Source organism: Burkholderia sp. THE68, assembly GCF_009938265.1.
Classification (GTDB): Bacteria; Pseudomonadota; Gammaproteobacteria; order Burkholderiales; family Burkholderiaceae; genus Caballeronia.
This window is the reverse complement of the sequence record NZ_AP022316.1, coordinates 249,699-266,213: the sequence shown is the minus strand read 5'-3', so window position 1 is coordinate 266,213 and position 16,515 is coordinate 249,699. Positions and strand designations below refer to the sequence as shown.

Annotated in this window: 17 protein-coding genes and 1 pseudogene; 10 read left to right on the top strand and 8 right to left on the bottom strand. The window is 64.2% G+C overall.

Going from position 1 to position 16,515, the window contains the following annotated elements; translation table 11 throughout:
- Nucleotides 1–91 precede the first annotated feature (91 nt).
- Nucleotides 92–1,387: an MFS family transporter gene (locus BTHE68_RS14710; protein ID WP_162067084.1), complete on the bottom strand. Its 1,296-nt coding sequence runs from the start codon at nucleotides 1,385–1,387 to the stop codon at nucleotides 92–94.
- Between the two features lie 373 nt (nucleotides 1,388–1,760).
- On the opposite strand from BTHE68_RS14710, the gene BTHE68_RS14705 reads away from it, so the two are divergent.
- On the top strand, nucleotides 1,761–2,783 hold the full coding sequence (locus BTHE68_RS14705; RefSeq protein ID WP_162067083.1) for a DUF2891 domain-containing protein: 1,023 nt from the start codon (nucleotides 1,761–1,763) through the stop codon (nucleotides 2,781–2,783).
- A 6-nt stretch (nucleotides 2,784–2,789) separates the two neighbouring features.
- On the opposite strand, the gene BTHE68_RS14700 is transcribed toward BTHE68_RS14705, so the two are convergent.
- Nucleotides 2,790–3,110, bottom strand: a complete 321-nt coding sequence (locus tag BTHE68_RS14700; RefSeq protein WP_162067082.1) for a YnfA family protein — start codon at nucleotides 3,108–3,110, stop codon at nucleotides 2,790–2,792.
- 39 nt (nucleotides 3,111–3,149) lie between these two features.
- On the opposite strand from BTHE68_RS14700, the gene BTHE68_RS14695 reads away from it, so the two are divergent.
- A complete protein-coding gene (locus BTHE68_RS14695; RefSeq protein WP_162067081.1) occupies nucleotides 3,150–4,541 on the top strand; it encodes an MATE family efflux transporter in 1,392 nt (463 codons plus the stop codon).
- Nucleotide 4,542: 1 nt separating this feature from the next.
- Here the strand turns inward: BTHE68_RS14695 and BTHE68_RS14690 are convergent, their stop codons facing one another.
- Entirely contained in the window at nucleotides 4,543–5,604 is a 1,062-nt protein-coding gene (locus BTHE68_RS14690; RefSeq protein WP_162067080.1) for an alpha/beta fold hydrolase, read from the bottom strand.
- 133 nt (nucleotides 5,605–5,737) lie between these two features.
- Here BTHE68_RS14690 and BTHE68_RS14685 point away from each other — a divergent pair, with 133 nt between their 5' ends.
- The 3 genes from BTHE68_RS14685 to BTHE68_RS14675 are packed head-to-tail and all read left to right on the top strand — an operon-like array spanning nucleotide 5,738 to nucleotide 7,301.
- The gene (locus BTHE68_RS14685) at nucleotides 5,738–6,496 is read left to right on the top strand and encodes a DNA/RNA non-specific endonuclease (RefSeq protein ID WP_162067079.1); all 759 of its coding nucleotides are present in this window, start codon (nucleotides 5,738–5,740) and stop codon (nucleotides 6,494–6,496) included.
- A complete protein-coding gene (locus tag BTHE68_RS14680; RefSeq protein ID WP_162067078.1) occupies nucleotides 6,489–6,749 on the top strand; it encodes a hypothetical protein in 261 nt (86 codons plus the stop codon). The genes BTHE68_RS14685 and BTHE68_RS14680 overlap by 8 nt, the downstream gene beginning before the upstream one ends.
- Before the next feature lie 36 nt (nucleotides 6,750–6,785).
- The gene (locus BTHE68_RS14675) at nucleotides 6,786–7,301 is read left to right on the top strand and encodes a methylated-DNA--[protein]-cysteine S-methyltransferase (protein WP_162067077.1); all 516 of its coding nucleotides are present in this window, start codon (nucleotides 6,786–6,788) and stop codon (nucleotides 7,299–7,301) included.
- A 95-nt stretch (nucleotides 7,302–7,396) separates the two neighbouring features.
- On the opposite strand, the pseudogene BTHE68_RS14670 reads toward BTHE68_RS14675, so the two are convergent.
- Together BTHE68_RS14670 and BTHE68_RS14665 are read right to left on the bottom strand one after the other, a co-directional pair.
- A pseudogene (locus BTHE68_RS14670) lies at nucleotides 7,397–7,929 on the bottom strand (DUF2968 domain-containing protein).
- A 213-nt stretch (nucleotides 7,930–8,142) separates the two neighbouring features.
- Nucleotides 8,143–8,418, bottom strand: a complete 276-nt coding sequence (locus BTHE68_RS14665; RefSeq protein WP_162067076.1) for a hypothetical protein — start codon at nucleotides 8,416–8,418, stop codon at nucleotides 8,143–8,145.
- Nucleotides 8,419–8,781: 363 nt separating this feature from the next.
- Here BTHE68_RS14665 and BTHE68_RS14660 point away from each other — a divergent pair, with 363 nt between their 5' ends.
- From BTHE68_RS14660 to BTHE68_RS14650, 3 genes are all read left to right on the top strand, one after another.
- Entirely contained in the window at nucleotides 8,782–10,296 is a 1,515-nt protein-coding gene (locus BTHE68_RS14660) for an ATPase domain-containing protein (protein ID WP_162067075.1), read from the top strand.
- Nucleotides 10,293–10,649, top strand: a complete 357-nt coding sequence (locus tag BTHE68_RS14655; RefSeq protein ID WP_162067074.1) for a response regulator — start codon at nucleotides 10,293–10,295, stop codon at nucleotides 10,647–10,649. The genes BTHE68_RS14660 and BTHE68_RS14655 overlap by 4 nt, the downstream gene beginning before the upstream one ends.
- Before the next feature lie 86 nt (nucleotides 10,650–10,735).
- The gene (locus BTHE68_RS14650; RefSeq protein WP_061174628.1) at nucleotides 10,736–10,990 is read left to right on the top strand and encodes a CsbD family protein; all 255 of its coding nucleotides are present in this window, start codon (nucleotides 10,736–10,738) and stop codon (nucleotides 10,988–10,990) included.
- A 77-nt stretch (nucleotides 10,991–11,067) separates the two neighbouring features.
- Here the strand turns inward: BTHE68_RS14650 and BTHE68_RS14645 are convergent, their stop codons facing one another.
- The 3 genes from BTHE68_RS14645 to frc all read right to left on the bottom strand — a co-directional run bounded on the left by BTHE68_RS14645 (nucleotide 11,068) and on the right by frc (nucleotide 14,029).
- Complete coding sequence (locus BTHE68_RS14645) at nucleotides 11,068–11,748, bottom strand: hypothetical protein (protein WP_162067073.1); 681 nt, start codon at nucleotides 11,746–11,748, stop codon at nucleotides 11,068–11,070.
- A gap of 11 nt (nucleotides 11,749–11,759) precedes the next feature.
- The gene (locus tag BTHE68_RS14640; RefSeq protein WP_162067072.1) at nucleotides 11,760–12,539 is read right to left on the bottom strand and encodes a fumarylacetoacetate hydrolase family protein; all 780 of its coding nucleotides are present in this window, start codon (nucleotides 12,537–12,539) and stop codon (nucleotides 11,760–11,762) included.
- Nucleotides 12,540–12,766: 227 nt separating this feature from the next.
- The gene (frc, locus tag BTHE68_RS14635; RefSeq protein WP_162067071.1) at nucleotides 12,767–14,029 is read right to left on the bottom strand and encodes a formyl-CoA transferase; all 1,263 of its coding nucleotides are present in this window, start codon (nucleotides 14,027–14,029) and stop codon (nucleotides 12,767–12,769) included.
- Nucleotides 14,030–14,421: 392 nt separating this feature from the next.
- Here frc and sucC point away from each other — a divergent pair, with 392 nt between their 5' ends.
- Entirely contained in the window at nucleotides 14,422–15,612 is a 1,191-nt protein-coding gene (gene sucC / locus BTHE68_RS14630; RefSeq protein ID WP_162067070.1) for an ADP-forming succinate--CoA ligase subunit beta, read from the top strand.
- A gap of 13 nt (nucleotides 15,613–15,625) precedes the next feature.
- Complete coding sequence (gene sucD, locus BTHE68_RS14625; RefSeq protein WP_162067069.1) at nucleotides 15,626–16,498, top strand: succinate--CoA ligase subunit alpha; 873 nt, start codon at nucleotides 15,626–15,628, stop codon at nucleotides 16,496–16,498.
- Nucleotides 16,499–16,515 lie beyond the last annotated feature (17 nt).

Genomic DNA, 16,515 nt, shown 5'->3' with positions numbered 1-16,515 from the left:
TCGGCAAGCCTGGCGGACAACAGCGTGTGCGCCGATGGCGCGCGCGCGACAGAACGCTTGCGTCAGCACGTTGCGCGCGCGGCCAGCCGGGTTACGGCTCGTTGCGCAGATACCCTTCCTTGCTGGGATCGAGCATCCGCCATGAAACGATGAGCGAGATCGCGCACATCGCCGTCACGTACCAGAAAAACGTCGACTCGCTGCCGAGCGACTTCAGCTTCAGCGCGACGAATTCCGCCGAGCCGCCGAATACCGCGTTGGCGACCGCATACGACAGGCCGACGCCCAGCGCGCGAACTTCCGGCGGAAACATTTCCGCCTTGATGAGACCGCTGATCGACGTATAGAAGCTCACGATCGCGAGCGCGATCACCACCAGCACGAACGCCATGACCGGGCTCGTCACGCTGGAGAGCGCGTGCAGCAGCGGCACCGTGCAGATGGTGGCGAGCGCGCCGAACCACAGCATCGAGGCACGGCGGCCGATGCGGTCCGACAGCGCGCCGAACAGCGGCTGCAGCAGCATGTAGACGAACAGCGCGGCGGTCATCACGTTGCTGGCGGTCTTCGCGTGCATGCCCGCCGTGTTGACCAGATACTTCTGCATGTAGGTCGTGAAGGTGTAGAAAATCAGCGAGCCGCCCGCCGTGAAGCCCACGACGGTCATGAACGCGCCCTTGTGCTGCATCAGGCCGGCGAGCGTGCCCGCTTCCTTGCGATCGCGCGTTGCGGCGGTCGACGTTTCCTCGAGCGAGCGTCGCAGATACAGCGAAACCAGCGCCGCGCACGCGCCGATGAAAAACGGAATGCGCCAGCCCCACGCCTTCAGCTCTTCCGTCGACAGGAACAGTTGCAGGACCACGAGCACGAGCAGCGCGGCGAGCTGGCCGCCGATCAGCGTCACGTACTGGAACGACGCGAAAAAGCCGCGCCGGCCGCGCAGCGCCACTTCACTCATGTAGGTGGCGCTGGTGCCGTACTCCCCGCCCACCGACAAGCCCTGGAACAGGCGCGCGATCAGCAGCAGGAACGGCGCCCACGCGCCGATCGTCGCGTAGGTCGGCAGGAAGGTGATGACGAGCGAGCCGCCGCACATCATCAGCACGGAGATCATCATCGCGTTGCGGCGGCCGTGCTTGTCGGCGATGCGGCCGAACAGCCAGCCGCCGATCGGGCGCATCAGGAAGCCCGCCGCGAACACGCCGGCGGTGTTCAGCAACTGAACCGTCGGGTCGCCGCCCGGGAAGAACGCCGCCGAGAAATACAGTGCGAGGAACGAGTAGATATAGAAATCGAACCACTCGACGAGATTGCCCGACGAGGCGCCGACGATCGCGAAAACGCGGCGCCGGGTGTCCTCGGGGGTATAAGCGGGAATGTCGGTCATTTTGTTTCTGAGCTCTTGGTCACTGGCTGGATGGCATGTGCCGGGGCTCGTGACCCCGGCTCGGGCGCTCTTGGCGGCGTTCGGGCGCAAGTTTATACGAGGGTTTGAGCGAAAGCGCGCGATCGTGGCGCGCGAAAGACGCACTGCTGTACTCGTGAAAAGCACCTTGGCGCGCACCCGCGCCGCCTGCGCCGATACGCACGGACGCGCGCTCAGGCTTGTCGCAAAAGCGTTCGCCGTGCTCGCGGCGGGTTGTGGACGCGCTCCGTCGATGAGTCCGTCCGCACTGCGTAAGTAATTACCCTTAATAAAGATTTTGACGACTATTTATCGATAAAGTCTCGGGATCACGATTCGTATCGACGAGGACTGCATGAATCCGCAACAATCGATCACGCTCGACGCCGGGCTAGCGTCGAAGTTCGCGCAAGTCGCGCTTGGCCACCTGACGCGCGAATATCCGAACAAGCTCGATCACGTCATGTCGGGCGAGGCCGATGTCCAAAGCCCGCGCGCGCTGCATCCGATCTTCTACGGCAGCTTCGACTGGCATTCGTGCGTGCACGGTTACTGGCTCATCGCGCGGCTCGTCGACCGCTTTCCCGATTTGCCGGAAGCGCCGCGCATTCGCGCCGTGATCGACGCGCATTTCACCGGTGCCAGCGTCGCGGCCGAAGTCGCCTACCTGCAGCGCCCCGCCGCGCGCGGCTTCGAACGCCCGTACGGCTGGGCATGGCTGCTCGCGCTCGCGGGTCAGTTGCACTCGATGCAATCCGACGACGGCGCGCGCTGGGCCCGCACGCTCCAGCCGCTCGCCGACGCGTTCGTCGCGCGCTTCGAGGAATTCCTGCCGAAATCGACCTATCCGCTGAGGGTCGGCACGCACTTCAACATGGCGTTCGCGCTGACGCTGACGACCGGCTACGCGCGCGTCGTGCGGAATGCGGCGTTCGAGCGCCTGCTGAGCGACACCGCGTTGCGCTGGTTCGAGAAGGACGAAGGCTGCCAGGCGTGGGAGCCCGCGGGCGACGAGTTCCTGTCGCCATCGCTGATGGAAGCCGTGCTGATGCGCCATGTGCTGCCGGGCGAGCGCTTCGTCGGCTGGTTCGACCGGTTTCTGCCGCGCATCGCCGCGCGCGAGCCGGCGACGCTCTTCACGCCCGCCACCGTCACTGACCGCAGCGACGGCAAGCTCGCGCACCTCGACGGCCTGAACCTGAGCCGCGCGTGGTGCCAGCGCTCGATCGCGCGGGCGCTGCCGGCGGGCGATGCGCGCATCGCCGTGCTCGAAGCCGCCGCGCACGAACATCTGGCGTCGGGCATCGCGCATGTCGCGGGCGATTACATGGGCGAGCACTGGCTCGCGACCTTCGCGTTGCTGGCGCTGGAAGCCTGACAGGTCTCACACGCGCGGCTGAAACGCGATCACGCTCATGCCGATGAGCGAGATCGCCGCGCCCGCGAGATCCCACGCCGTCGGCCTGATGCGGTCGACGGCCCATAGCCACGCGATCGCCACGCCGATATACACGCCGCCATACGCCGCATAGATACGCCCCGCTGCCGTATCGTGCAGCGTCAGCAGCCACGCGAACAGCGCGAGCGACAGCGCGCCCGGCACGACGAGCCACGGCGAGCCGCCCTCCCTGAGCCATCGATAGGGAAAATAACAGCCGGCGATCTCGGCGACAGCCGTGACGACGTAGAGCGCGAATGTTTTCATGAAGCGCATTATCGACGTTCGCCTGAAGTTGCGTGGACAATGACGCCCTTGTCACGAACCATCAGCCCGAACACTTTGCCGACGCCCCCACAAAACGACGCCACCGTGCTGCCCGTGCACTGGCACAAGCGCGTGCTGACCCTCGCCTTTCCGATTGTCCTCGCGAACCTCACGCAGCCGATTCTCGGCGCCGTCGACACGGCCGTCGCCGGGCATCTCGACGGACCGCAGTATCTCGGCGGCGTCGCGCTCGGCGGACTGGTGTTCAGCTTCGTGTTCTGGGGCTTCGGCTTCCTGCGCATGGGCACGACGGGCCTCGTCGCGCAGGCGTTCGGCGCGCATGACGACGAAGCCTTGCGCGCGAGCCTGCTGCGCGCGTTGCTGCTCGCGCTCGCGATCGGCGCGGCCGTGCTGGCGCTGCAAGTGCCGATCATCCGCTATGCGCTGCTCGCGCTGGGCGGCAGCGCCGCCGTGCAGGACACCGCGAGCGCGTACTGTCATGCGCGTATCTGGGCTGCCCCGTTCGCGCTCGGCAATTACGTCGTGCTTGGGTTTTTGCTCGGCTGCCAGCGCGTGCGGCTCGCGCTCGTCACGCAGATCGTCATCAATCTGGTGAACATTGTCGCGGTGCTGCTTTTTGTGTATCGCTTCGGCTGGGGTATCGCCGGGATTGGCGCGGCGACCGCGTTCGCGGACTTCTGCGGCTTCGTGCTCGGCCTCGCGATCCTGTGGCATCAGCGACCGCGCGGACTCGGGCCGCTCGCGCCGCGTTCGCTGCTCGATGCGCGCGCGCTCAGGCGGCTCGTCGCGATCAACCGCGACATCTTCATCCGCACGATCTGTCTGCTCGGCTCGTATGGCTGGTTCGCGCATCTCGGCGCGCGCGAGGGCGATGCGGTGCTCGCCGCGAACGCCGTGCTGCTGAACTTTCAGACCTTCATGGCGTTCGGGCTCGACGGCTTCGCGCACGCCGCCGAGGCGCTCGTGGGCGCGGCGGCCGGCGCGCGCGACCGTCACGCATTCCGTCAGGCCGTGAAGATCACGATGCTCTGGTCGGCGATCGGCGCGGCCGGCTTTTCGATCGTCTACTGGATCGGCGGCGAATGGATCATCGGCGGGCTGACGGATCAGCCCGTCGTGCACGCGACCGCGGCGCGCTATCTGCCGTGGGCCGCGATTCTGCCGCTGGCGTCCGTCGCGGGCTTTTTGCTCGATGGCGTGTTCATCGGCGCGACGCGCACGCACGAACTGATGAAAGCGATGGCCGTCTCGCTGGCGGTGTTCCTGCTTGCCGCATGGGCGCTTGCGGGATCGCTCGGCAATCACGGCTTGTGGCTAGCGTTGACCCTTTTCATGATCGCTCGCGGCATCACGCTGGCGGTGCAGGTGCCGGCGATCGAACGCGCGGCGTGCGCGTCCGACGCGCGCTGATTCACTGCGCGTTCGGTTTCAGGGCGGCGAGGCCATCGAGCAGCGCTTTGTGAAATGCCGCCGGGTCCTGCATCTGCGGCGCGTGCCCGAGTTCCGGAAACTCGACGAGCTTCGCGCCTTCGATACGCTCCTTAGCGAGTCTCGCGAGATCGGGATAGCGCCCGAGCATCGGACGAATCTCTGGCGGCGCGAAGTCCTTGCCGATCGCGGTGTTGTCCTTGTCGCCGATGAGCAGCAGCGTCGGCGTCTTCAGTTGATCGAACTCGTAGACGACCGGCTGCGTATAAATCATGTCGTACAGCAGCGCCGAGTTCCACGCGACGATGTCCTTGCCCGGCCCGCGATACATGCCCGCGAGCATCTGCACCCACGGTTCGTAGTCCGCGCGCCACTGGCCCGCGTAATACGTATTCGTTTCATAGCGGCGAATGCCGTCGGCGCTCGTTTTGAGTTCGCGTGCGTACCAGTCGTCGATCGATATCGACGGCACGCCCTTCGCCTTCCAGTCCTCCAGACCGATCGGATTGACGAGCACGAGTTGCTCCGTCTCGCGCGGGTACATCAGCGCATAGCGCACGGCGAGCATGCCGCCCGTCGAATGCGCGATGAGCGTCGCGCGCGATACGCCGAGCGCGGCGAGCAATGCATGCGTGTTGCGCGCGAGCTGCTGGAAACTGTACTGATAGCGCGCGGGCTTGGTCGACATGCAAAAGCCGATCTGATCCGGCGCGATCACGCGGTAGCCCGCATCGGTCAATGTCTCGATGGTCTGCTTCCAGGTCGCCGAACAGAAGTTCTTGCCGTGCATCAGCACCGCGGTGCGCCCGTTCGGATGCGGCGGATGCACATCCATATAAGCCATTCGCACCACCTGACGCTGCGACGTGAGCGCGAAGCGCGCGACCGGATACGGATACTCGAACCCCTGCAATTCGGGACCATAGGCGGGGCCGTCGCTGGCCAGTTGCGGGGCATCCTCGGCATGCGCGTGACAGGCGAAAAACATCGCGAACGACAACACAAGGGATCGAACGACGGACGGCTTGCTGCGCACTGAGTTCATGTGATATTTCGAGATGACGTCGGCCGACGCATTCTAGCGCGCCTGAAATTCACGCGTGTCCGCGCGCCCGCCCCGCGCGCCGCCCTCAGCGCTTATACTTTGCGCCCCGATCGTCTCGAGGACTTTCCACAGCATGTCATTTCGCATCAAGGCTTTCGCCGCCGCGCTCCTCGGTTTCGTGTGCATCAGCGCGTCCGCGAGCGACTGTCCGCAGTTCAGCCCGAACGGCCGCGCGCCCGTCGTCGTCAATTCGAAGATGCGCGCGGCGACGCAGGAAGTCTGCTACAGCGATTTCGCGCTGCTTCACTCCGGGCTCACCAAAGGGCCGCTCTGGTCGGCGGAACATCTGACGGCGCGCAGCGTCGAGGACGCGAAGGACAACACGCGCACGAATCGCTTCTTCGTCGAGAAACGTCTGCCGCCCGGCGAGAGCGCGCAGCTTTCCGATTACAAGAAGAGCGGCTATGACCGCGGCCACATGAGCCCCGCTGGCGATCGTGCGAGCAAGAAAGGCATGGCCGAATCGTTCTCGCTCGCGAACATCGTGCCGCAGGATCCGTCGAACAATCGGCGCATCTGGTCGCGTATCGAACAGTCCGTGCGCCGGCTGACGGAAGAGTCGGGCGAAGCGTATGTCGTCACCGGGCCACTCTTCTCCGGGCGGCAGTTGCAGACAATTGGCGAATCGCGCGTATTCGTGCCGACGCAGTTGTACAAGGTAGTCTATTTGCCGCAGCGTGATATCGCGTTCGCGGTGGTGGTCGAAAACACCCCGACGAACACGTACACGATGAAAACCGTGCGCGAGCTGGAAACGATGAGCGGTCTCGCGTTTCCCGGCATCCCGGACGGACTGAAGGACAAGCGACCTGGAGGATTACGAGGTGTTTAAGCCATTTGCGAACGATACTGATGTGCTGAATATCGCGGGCGACGCGATCAGCATCGAAAACGGCGTGAAGCGTCTGACGATCAGCGGCGATCTGACGATTGCCCGCGACAAGGCCGGGCTCGCGAACGCGCTTGCGCTGCACAAGGCGCTTGGCGCGATCGTCGAAGCCCTGCAGAGCGATGCGTCACTGCCCGCGAAGCTGCCCGATGAACCGAACGCACCGTCCGGCACCGCCGACAACCCGTTCATCTGAAGCGGCGGTCGTAACAGAGCCGCGCGGAGAAGCGAAGTGATCGAATGCCATGTGGGACCGAGTCCGCTCGGACACATTCTGTATCGCGCCGAGAATGACTGTCTGACGGGGCTCTTCTTCGTCGGACAGAAGCATTTTCCTGTCGGCCTGCCGGAACCGATGCTGTCCGACACGTCGCCCCGCGCGCGTGTGATCGCGCAGGCGCAAGAGCAGATCGGCGAATACTTCGCCGGCGCGCGCCAGGAATTTTCGATCGCGCTGCAGCTCGGCGGCACGACGTTTCAGCGCCAGGTCTGGGATGCGCTGCGGCGGATCCCTTTCGGCGACGCATGGACCTACGGCGATCTCGCGCGTCGGCTGGGTTTGCCCGCGGGCGCGTCGCGTGCGGTCGGCGGCGCGAACGGGCGCAATCCCGTCGCGATCATCGTGCCGTGTCATCGCGTGATCGGCGTCGATGGAGAACTGACCGGTTACGCGGGCGGCGTCGAGCGCAAGCGCCATTTGCTCACGCTGGAAGGCGGACCGGGGCGCGAGCAGCTCGCGCTCTTCTGACAGGCCTCGCGTTCAACGCGCATCCGACGTTTGAACCTTACTGATATTGAAAGCCGGTCCCGTGGTGACGCGTTCTCCCGGCGTATTTGTCCGCCCTATTTCTTCGGCGCGGGGAGATCGCCGTCAGACTGTTTTTGCAGCGCCTGCACGCGGATTTGCAACGCGCGAAGTCGTACCTGTGCTGCGGCCTGTTCCGTGCGCAATTCGCGAATCGTGTTCTGCTGCTCCAGTTGATAGGTCGTCACCTGGCTTTGCTGCGCGCGAGCAATCTCAAGGTCCGCTTGCAGCCGGTTGGCGCGTTCCTGTTGACCGGCAATTTGCCTGTCGGCATATGCCTTTCCGCTTCCAGCTTGATGCGACTAATTTCCGCATCGGCGAGGGTCATCGACTTCTTTGCGAAATCGGCATAGGCCGCTTCAGCGCGTACGTCATTACGTGTGTTGAATACGCGCCGAATATTGCGTTGCTGAAACCGCGCGACGTAATAAGTCATATGCTCGGTGTCCTACGAAAGACTCGCACCGTAACTGCCATTGGACGTCGTGCGCAATTCGGTGATTTCCCCCGCGGCAACCAGCGTTTCGAATTCCGCGACATCGCTATTCTTCGCGGCTGCCGTGTCCGGCATACTCGGCGACGAATCCACGCCCGTGGCGCAGGCCCGTATGAACGGAGCGAGTGCGTTCGCTGCAATCAGCACGATTTCCGCAATTGCCCAGACGCTTCATTACGATTCTTCCGTGACGGCGCAGCACGTCGCTCGGAAAAGATTATGGCGCTATAAAGTCGCCGGTTTCAGATGATCGAAACCGCTTATTCACGCGCAATAAAGCGCGTGGATTCAAATCATGGGCTTGCGCTTCGAACGGTCTTGCAACGGCAATTCACTCGCGCTGCGCATCGGGTCGATCGGCTTGAGGATGCGCGAGTCGCCGTGCTCGGCGGGCATGCGCGAGAAAATGTCGCGGTCGGCGCGGAATTCGAATGGAGCGGCCGACAGAATGCGCGCGTCGGGCAAACGCTCGAGCGCATGAACCGGCGCGGCAGCCGTGGCAAAAAAGACGTAAAAGCTGGCGGCGAGCGCGAGAGCGCCCGGCATCGAGTGCGAACGTTGCATGACTAGGAGAAGGCAAAGAGGGCGCGCGAGCGCCGGGATGGAACGGCCGGAAGAACACACGGCATCCGTGTACAGCATGAATCGTTATTTCAACAGCACTCGCGCCGCTTGCCCATGAGAGTGTTCTCAAAGATTTCCTGTTTGCGAGCAGCCACTCTCATTCGGCACGACGACCGGGCGTGAAAAATGCGTCGACCATACGTTCGCTAACGTGCGACGAGGGTCGCCATTCTCATGCAAGGACGCGCGCGAAGGCTCTGCGGCGGAGCCGACTGGCACGGCGGGCCGCCACAGCTTGCCAAGAGTCAGCCATAATGCGCGTTCGCAAAAATGCCCGAACGCACAAGTAAAAACGAAAATGCCATGAATCAAGACGATAACCACTCGACCGGTCAACCCAGGCAGCCCGCGGCCAACGACGGCAACGTCACGACCGGCGTCACGGGCCTGGACGAGATTCTGGGCGGCGGCCTGGTCGAAGGCGGCCTGTATCTGATCGAAGGGATGGCGGGCGCGGGCAAGACGATTCTCTCGTCGCAGATCGGCTTTCACCGCGTGGCGCAGGGCGACATGGTGCTGTACATCACGCTGATCGCCGAATCGCACACCAAGCTGCTTTCCCATCTGCGAGGACTTTCGTTCTACAACGCCGATGCCATTTCCGACCGGATGCTCTTCGTCTCCGGCTATCACGAATTGATGCGCGACGGCTTGTCCGGCTTTCTTGCGCTGATCGCGTCGACCATCAAGTCGAGCCGGCCGCGCTTCATGGTCATCGACGGCTTTCGCAGCGCGCGCGAATTCAGCTCGACGGAACTCGAACTCTCGCAGTTCATCCACGAGCTTTCGGCCTTCGTGAGCGCGGCGCGCTGCACGACGCTGATCCTCGCGCCGCTGTCCGGCAACGAACCGCATCCGGAACACACGCTCGTCGACGGGCTCATCGAACTGAACCGCTACAACACGGGCATGCGGCGCGCCCGCGAGATCGAAGTCCACAAGCTGCGCGCCCGCGATCATCTGCTCGGCAAGCACTTCTTCAAGATCACGGAAGCCGGCCTCGTGACGTTTCCGCGCATCGAGGCATCGCCTGCCAACGATCAGAGCCCGCCGCCCGATTTCAAGAGCAAGCTCGCCTTCGCGTTCCCCGATTTCGACCAGATGCTCGGCGGCGGTGTCGTGCGCGGCTCGACGACCACGCTCGTCGGGCCATCGGGGATCGGCAAAACGCTGCTGTCGCTCAAGTTTCTGCAGGCGGGCGCGGATCGCGGCGAGCGCTGCGTCTATTTCGGCCTCTATGAATCGCCCGAGCGGCTGCTCGCGAAGGCGCAGTCGGTCGGCATCGATCTCACGCCGGCCGTGCAGGACGGAAGGCTCACGATCCACTGGCATCCGGCCGTCGAACTGGCGATCGACGAACTCGCCGTCGAACTGGTGAACGCGGTCAAAAGTGCGCAGGCGTCGCGGCTCGTGGTCGACGGCATCGACGGACTGCTTCAGTCCGCGAACCGCACCGAGCGCGTCGGGCTCTTTCTCAACGCGCTCACGCACCGGCTGCGCGACGCGGGCGTGACCACGCTCCTGACCGAGGAACTGCCGCTCTGCGGCGATTCGACGTTGCCCGCGACGCTGCGCGCGTCCGCGATGACGGAGAACATCGTGCTGATGCGCTATGTGGAGGCGAACTCCGCGCTGTATCGCATGGTGTCGGTGGTCAAGCAGCGCGAAGGTCCGCACGATTCGGCCATCCGCCGCCTCACGATCGATTCGCGCGGCCTGCATCTCAGTGAAGGTTTCATCGGCCCGACGGGATTGTTGTCCGGACACCCGTCGCCGGCGCCCGCGCTCTCTGTGTCGGATCCCGGCGCGCGCGCATGAAAAAAATCCTCGTCGTCGACGATGAATTCGACATTCTGACCACCTGGCGGCTCGTGCTCGAAATGGAGGGCTACGAGGTTTCGACCGCGTCCAACGGACGCAGCGCGCTCGACTTCGTGCGCGCGAACCCGCCCGCGCTCGTCATCACCGACTGGATGATGCCGCACATGGACGGCGTCGAGCTGATCCGCAATCTGGCCGCCAGCGATGGGCTCGCGAACGTGCCCGTGATCCTCATGAGCGCTGCCGCCAATGCACCCGCGCTCGAGCATCCGCACGCGCAGTTTCGCCGCAAGCCGCTGTCGATCGACGATCTGATCGAGACGGTCAAAGGCCTGATCGGACCGGCGTAGCACGCGCTGGGCACGCGACGTGCTGTACTGGTGCGTTCCGGCGAAACCGGACTTACGAGAAACCGCTCAACCGAAAGGGAGGCACCATGGTGCAGGATCAAGTGGAAGGCGCGGCGCAAAAGGTCGTCGGCAAGGTGCAGGATGCGGTCGGCGCACTGACGGGCGATGAAGCCACGCAAGCCGAAGGCAAGGTACGGCAGGCGTATGGCACCTTTCAGCAGAGCTACGGGCAGACTGTCGACAACGTGCGCCTGGCGGTCGCGAGCCAGCCTATTCAGGGCGTGCTGATCGCGGCGGCGGTCGGGTTCGTGCTCGGCGCGTTGTGGAATCGCGATCGTTGAGGTCGATGCGCGGCTCGCCGCACGTATGACGAATCGACGCAAGGCCGGCCCGGGAAACCGCGCCGGCCTTGTCGTTTTCATGGCGTCTCGCGCGCGACGCCCAAAACAGCCGCGGTCCGCGCGCAGCCGATGGCGAGCGCGACGGCCGCCACCGCAAGCGCCCCATGCGTGCAATTGAACGCCGCCGTGGCCGCGAGGCCGCATGACGCCAGGCCGCTCAGCAGACTCGCGACGGGCACGCCGGCGCGGCCGCTCATTGCGAGCGACAAGTGCGCGCCGATGAGCGCGACCATCGCGATGACCGACACCACGGACAGCGCCCCCGACTGCGCGCCGAGCACATAGGCGAGCGCCGCGCACGCGCCGGCGCACACGAGATGCAGTGGCTGAAGGTTGACGCTTTCGCGACGACGCGCCCACGCACCAGCGAGATGGACCAGCGCGCCAACGGCGCCGCCCGCGAGCACCGCGTACGCGCTATTCGCGCTCGGCAACACCCACGCGGCGAACGCGATCGTTGCGAACAGCGCCTGCGTCGACGTGTTCGCCGCGCCCCGGCCGAAGCGAAAGCCGACGCATCCCGCGACGACTGCAAGCGACAAAGCCATCGCACCCGACGCGCCGCCCGCGCCGCACGCCACGATAAGCACCGCGCCGGCGGCCCACAACCCGCGCGAACGCGCCGCGTCCGCGCGCATCGAAGCGCCCGCCGACAGCGCCGCGAGCACGCAGAGCGCGCCGGCCAGAGCATCGGACATGTGTCGCTCCTTCAGGCGGCCAGGACGTTCGACAGCGTGCCGATGCCCGCGATCGACACATCCACGCGCGCGCCGTCCTTGATCGAGCCGACGCCGATCGAGGTGCCGCACGCGATCACGTCGCCGGGCACGAGCGTCATGTCCTGTGACAGCATGCTCACCTGTTCGGCGGGCGAGAAGATCATGTCGTCGAGTGGATAGTTCTGACGCTCGACGCCTTCGAGCGTCGTCACGACGTTCGATGTGCGCCAGTCGAACGCGGTCGCGATGGAAGGCCCGAGGCAGGTGAAGGTATCGAAGCCCTTCGAGCGGCACCATTGCGCGAAGTTGGGATCTTCCTGCAGCAGTTCGATCGCGGTGACGTCGTTCACGCAGGTATAGCCGAAGATCGCCGCTTCGGCCTCTTCCACCGACGCCCCGCTCACCGTCTTGCCGATCACGATGCCCAACTCGCCCTCATACGCGATCTTGCCTTGATAGCTCTTCGGCCGGCGGATCGACTCGTGCGGGCCGATCACCGACATCGGCGGCTTGATCAGGAAAAGCGGATGCTGCGGCGGCGCCTTGTCGAGCTTCTGCGACAGCGCGTAGTAGTTGTTCCATAGCGCGATGACCTTGCTCGGCTGGCACGGCGCGAGCAAGGTGAGATCGTCGGCGGCGTAGGAGATGTCGGTCGGACGCGGGTTGTCGAACATCGCGCCGTCGTGCTGCACGACGCGGCCCGAGTGTTGATCGAGCGTGCCGAAGCCGATGCTGCCGGCGCCATTGCGAAAGCGAATCCAGTGTGTCAAGTGTTGCTCCCTGTTTAAAGGAGCGCGGGCGTACATGGCCCGCGCTCTCGTCCCCTCCTCCTGAAACTCAGATCAGGCCCGCACCGCGCGCCCGCTTGTACTACGTTCCTGGGCAACCGTGCTGTTCATGCTGGCGTGTCTCCATTTAGGGCGCGTCCGCTTTTGGACGTGATGGTCCACGCCGCCCCCTTTCGAGGCGGCGGACGTGTGCGCGTTTCGGACAGCTTTCAGATAGCGCCGAGGCTTCTCAGCGTGGCGACCTGTTCGGGCGTGTAGCCAAGTTCGGCCATGACTTCGTCGGTATGCTCGCCGAGCAGCGGCGAGCGCTCGACTTCGGTCGGGCTGTCGGACAGCTTGATCGGGTTGCCGACCGTGAGGTATTTGCCGCGCACCGGATGATCCACTTCGACCACGGTGCCGGTCTTGCGCAGCGACGGCTCCTCGGCGATTTCCTTCATCGAGAGAATCGGGCCGCACGGAATGTCGTGCTTGTTGAGAATTTCCATTGCCTGGAACTTGGTCTTCGACATCGTCCAGCGCTCGATCTCGGCGAAGATGTCCTTCAGATGCGGCAGACGCGCATTCGGCGTCTTGTAGTCCGGATGATCGATCCATTCCTCCTTGCCGATCACTTTGCAGATTTCGCCCCACACCGGCGCCTGCGTGATGAAGTAGATGTACGCGTTCGGATCGGTTTCCCAGCCTTTGCACTTGAGAATCCAGCCCGGCTGACCGCCGCCCGATGCGTTGCCCGCGCGCGGCACCGCTTCGCTGAACGAGCCGTTCGGGTATTGCGGGTATTCCTTCATCACGCCGGTGCGTTCGAGCCGCTGCTGGTCGCGCAGCTTCACGCGGCAGAGGTTGAGCACGCCGTCCTGCATCGCGGCGAGCACTTTCTGGCCGCGCCCGCTCGTGTTGCGCTGATAGAGCGCCGTGACGATGCCGAGCGCCAGATGCAGGCCCGTGCCCGAATCGCCGATCTGCGCGCCGGAGACGACCGGCGGGCCGTCGTCGAAACCGGTCGTGGAGGCTGCGCCGCCCGCACATTGCGCGACGTTTTCGTAGACCTTGCAATCCTCGTACGGCCCCGGCCCGAAGCCCTTCACGGATGCGACGATCATGCGCGGATTCAACTCCTGGATGCGCTCCCACGTGAAGCCCATGCGATCGAGCGCACCCGGCGCAAAGTTCTCGACGAGCACGTCGCACTTCTTCACGAGCGTCTCGAGCACCTTCTTGCCCTCGGGATTCTTCGTGTCGATGGTGATGGAGCGCTTGTTGTGGTTCAGCATCGTGAAGTAGAGGCTGTCGGCGTCGGGAATGTCACGCAGCTGTTCGCGCGTGATGTCGCCCGAGCCCGCGCGCTCCACCTTGATGACGTCCGCGCCGAACCATGCGAGCAGTTGCGTGCAGGTCGGGCCGGACTGAACGTGCGTGAAATCCAGGATACGCACGCCGTCCAGCGCCTTGCCAGAAGTCTTCAGCGTCATGGTTTTGTCTCCCAAGTCTTACATTCAACGTTTATAGGTTCACATTTATTTGTACATCGTATGCGCGATCGCGCCAGGCGATCGTGTCGCTTCACGTGATATACAATATTCCAGACACAAAATTAGTCAACAGTGTCCCGCTCGTCGAAAACCCTGTGACGCACCGCACGATCGCCTGAAACGCCCGCTGCTAAACGATTTCAGCCTCTGTTACGCTGCGTCGCGTCAAATCCTGGCCCCTTCCGTCTCTAATTAAGTGCCCACCTAACGATCGCACGCGCGTGCATCGAAGTTTTTTGCACGCCGTGAAATGTGATATACAGTATTTCAGCGCGCCATCTACGCGTTTTTTTGTGTCGCGCGCATTCCCATCAGAGGACATAGGAGACGCAATGAACATCCACGAATATCAGGCGAAGGCGCTGCTGCGAAAGTACGGCGTCGCGGTACCAGAGGGCCGCGTCGCCTTTTCCGCGCAGGAAGCCGCCGATGCGGCGCGCGCGATCGGCGGTCCGGTCTGGGTCGTGAAATCGCAGATTCACGCGGGCGGCCGCGGCGCCGGCCGCTTCGCCAACGATCCGGACGGCAAGGGCGGCGTGCGGGTCGTGAAATCGGTGGACGACGTGCGCGAGAACGCGCAGAAAATGCTCTCGTCGGTGCTCGTGACCAAGCAGACCGGCGCGTCGGGCAAGGAAGTGAAGCGGCTCTATATCGAGGAAGGCTGCGACATCGCGCGCGAGCTTTATCTCGGCATGCTCGTTGATCGCGCCACGTCGCGCATCACGATCATGGCGTCGACCGAAGGCGGCATGGAAATCGAGGAAGTCGCGCATCGCACGCCGGAAAAGATTCTCAAGGTCGCGATCGATCCCGCCACCGGGCTACAGCCCTTTCACACGCGACAGATCGCGTTCGGGCTCGGCCTCGTTGGCAAGCAAGTCAGCGCCGCGTCGAAATTCATCAGCGCGCTGTATCAGGCCTTCGTCGATCTGGATGCGTCCATCGTCGAAGTGAATCCGCTCGTCGTGACCGGCTCCGGCGACGTCATGGCGCTCGACGCCAAGCTCAATTTCGACGACAACGCGCTCTATCGCCATCCGGATATCGAAAAGCTGCGCGACGAGGACGAGGAAGATCCCGCCGAAATTGAAGCGGCGAAGCACGGACTCAACTACGTGAAGCTCGACGGCAACATCGGCTGCATGGTGAACGGCGCCGGTCTCGCGATGGCCACGATGGACATCATCAAGCTCTACGGCGGCGAGCCCGCGAACTTTCTCGACGTCGGCGGCGGGGCGACGCAGGAGCGCGTCGCGACCGCTTTCAAGCTGATCCTGCGCGATCCGAAGGTGCAAGGGATTCTCGTCAATATCTTCGGCGGCATCATGCGTTGCGATGTGATCGCGCAAGGTGTGGTCGCGGCCGCGCGCGAAATCGATCTGAGCGTGCCGCTCGTCGTGCGCCTCGCCGGAACGAACGTCGATGCGGGCCGCGAGATTCTGCGCACCTCCGGCCTCACCATCATTGCCGCCGAAAATCTCGCCGACGCCGCCGACAAGATCGTCAGCGCCGTCCATCATTGAGAGGAAGCCCGACATGAGCGTCTTGATCAACAAGGATACGAAAGTGATTTGCCAGGGCTTCACTGGCGCGCAGGGCACGTTTCATTCGGAACAGGCAATCGCGTACGGCACGCGCATGGTCGGCGGCGTGACGCCCGGCAAGGGCGGCACGACGCATCTGGATCTGCCCGTGTTCGACACCGTCGCCGATGCGGTCGACAGAACCGGCGCCGATGCGTCCGTGATCTACGTGCCGCCGCCCTTCGCCGCCGACGCGATTCTCGAAGCCATCGATGCGCAAGTGCCGTTCATCGTCTGCATCACGGAAGGCATTCCGGTGCTCGACATGCTGCGCGTGAAGCGCGCCCTGAGCGGCTCGAACAGCCGGCTCGTCGGGCCGAACTGTCCAGGCGTCATCACGCCGGGACAATGCAAGATCGGCATCATGCCGGGGCATATCCATCAGCCGGGGAAGATCGGCGTGGTGTCGCGCTCGGGCACGCTCACCTATGAAGCCGTCGCGCAGACGACCGCGGCCGGACTCGGCCAGACGACGTGCATCGGCATTGGCGGCGATCCGGTGAACGGGACGAACTTCATCGACTGTCTCTCGCTCTTTCTGGAAGACGACGCGACCGAAGGCATCATCATGATCGGCGAGATCGGCGGTTCGGCGGAGGAAGAGGCCGCGCAGTTCCTGAAGGAGGCAAAGACGAAGAAGCCGGTCGTGGGTTTCATCGCCGGGACCACCGCGCCGCCGGGACGCCGCATGGGTCACGCGGGCGCGATCATCTCGGGCGGCTCGGGCACGGCAAGCGCGAAGATCGACGCGATGAAGTCCGCGGGCATTCACGTCGCGGATTCGCCCGCCACGCTCGGCGAAACGATGCTGCACGCAATACGGTAATCGTCACAAATGCGGCA

Bases quoted from the DNA above. Each gene is read 5' to 3' on its own strand.
- sucC (WP_162067070.1), top strand. From the start codon at position 14,422: ATGAACATCCACGAATATCAGGCGAAGGCGCTGCTGCGAAAGTACGGC.
- BTHE68_RS14705 (WP_162067083.1), top strand. From the start codon at position 1,761: ATGAATCCGCAACAATCGATCACGCTCGACGCCGGGCTAGCGTCGAAG.
- sucD (WP_162067069.1), top strand. From the start codon at position 15,626: ATGAGCGTCTTGATCAACAAGGATACGAAAGTGATTTGCCAGGGCTTC.
- BTHE68_RS14645 (WP_162067073.1), bottom strand. From the start codon at position 11,748: ATGTCCGATGCTCTGGCCGGCGCGCTCTGCGTGCTCGCGGCGCTGTCG.
- BTHE68_RS14650 (WP_061174628.1), top strand. From the start codon at position 10,736: ATGGTGCAGGATCAAGTGGAAGGCGCGGCGCAAAAGGTCGTCGGCAAG.
- BTHE68_RS14710 (WP_162067084.1), bottom strand. From the start codon at position 1,387: ATGACCGACATTCCCGCTTATACCCCCGAGGACACCCGGCGCCGCGTT.
- BTHE68_RS14695 (WP_162067081.1), top strand. From the start codon at position 3,150: ATGACGCCCTTGTCACGAACCATCAGCCCGAACACTTTGCCGACGCCC.
- BTHE68_RS14655 (WP_162067074.1), top strand. From the start codon at position 10,293: ATGAAAAAAATCCTCGTCGTCGACGATGAATTCGACATTCTGACCACC.
- frc (WP_162067071.1), bottom strand. From the start codon at position 14,029: ATGACGCTGAAGACTTCTGGCAAGGCGCTGGACGGCGTGCGTATCCTG.
- BTHE68_RS14700 (WP_162067082.1), bottom strand. From the start codon at position 3,110: ATGAAAACATTCGCGCTCTACGTCGTCACGGCTGTCGCCGAGATCGCC.
- BTHE68_RS14690 (WP_162067080.1), bottom strand. From the start codon at position 5,604: ATGAACTCAGTGCGCAGCAAGCCGTCCGTCGTTCGATCCCTTGTGTTG.
- BTHE68_RS14685 (WP_162067079.1), top strand. From the start codon at position 5,738: ATGTCATTTCGCATCAAGGCTTTCGCCGCCGCGCTCCTCGGTTTCGTG.
- BTHE68_RS14660 (WP_162067075.1), top strand. From the start codon at position 8,782: ATGAATCAAGACGATAACCACTCGACCGGTCAACCCAGGCAGCCCGCG.
- BTHE68_RS14665 (WP_162067076.1), bottom strand. From the start codon at position 8,418: ATGCAACGTTCGCACTCGATGCCGGGCGCTCTCGCGCTCGCCGCCAGC.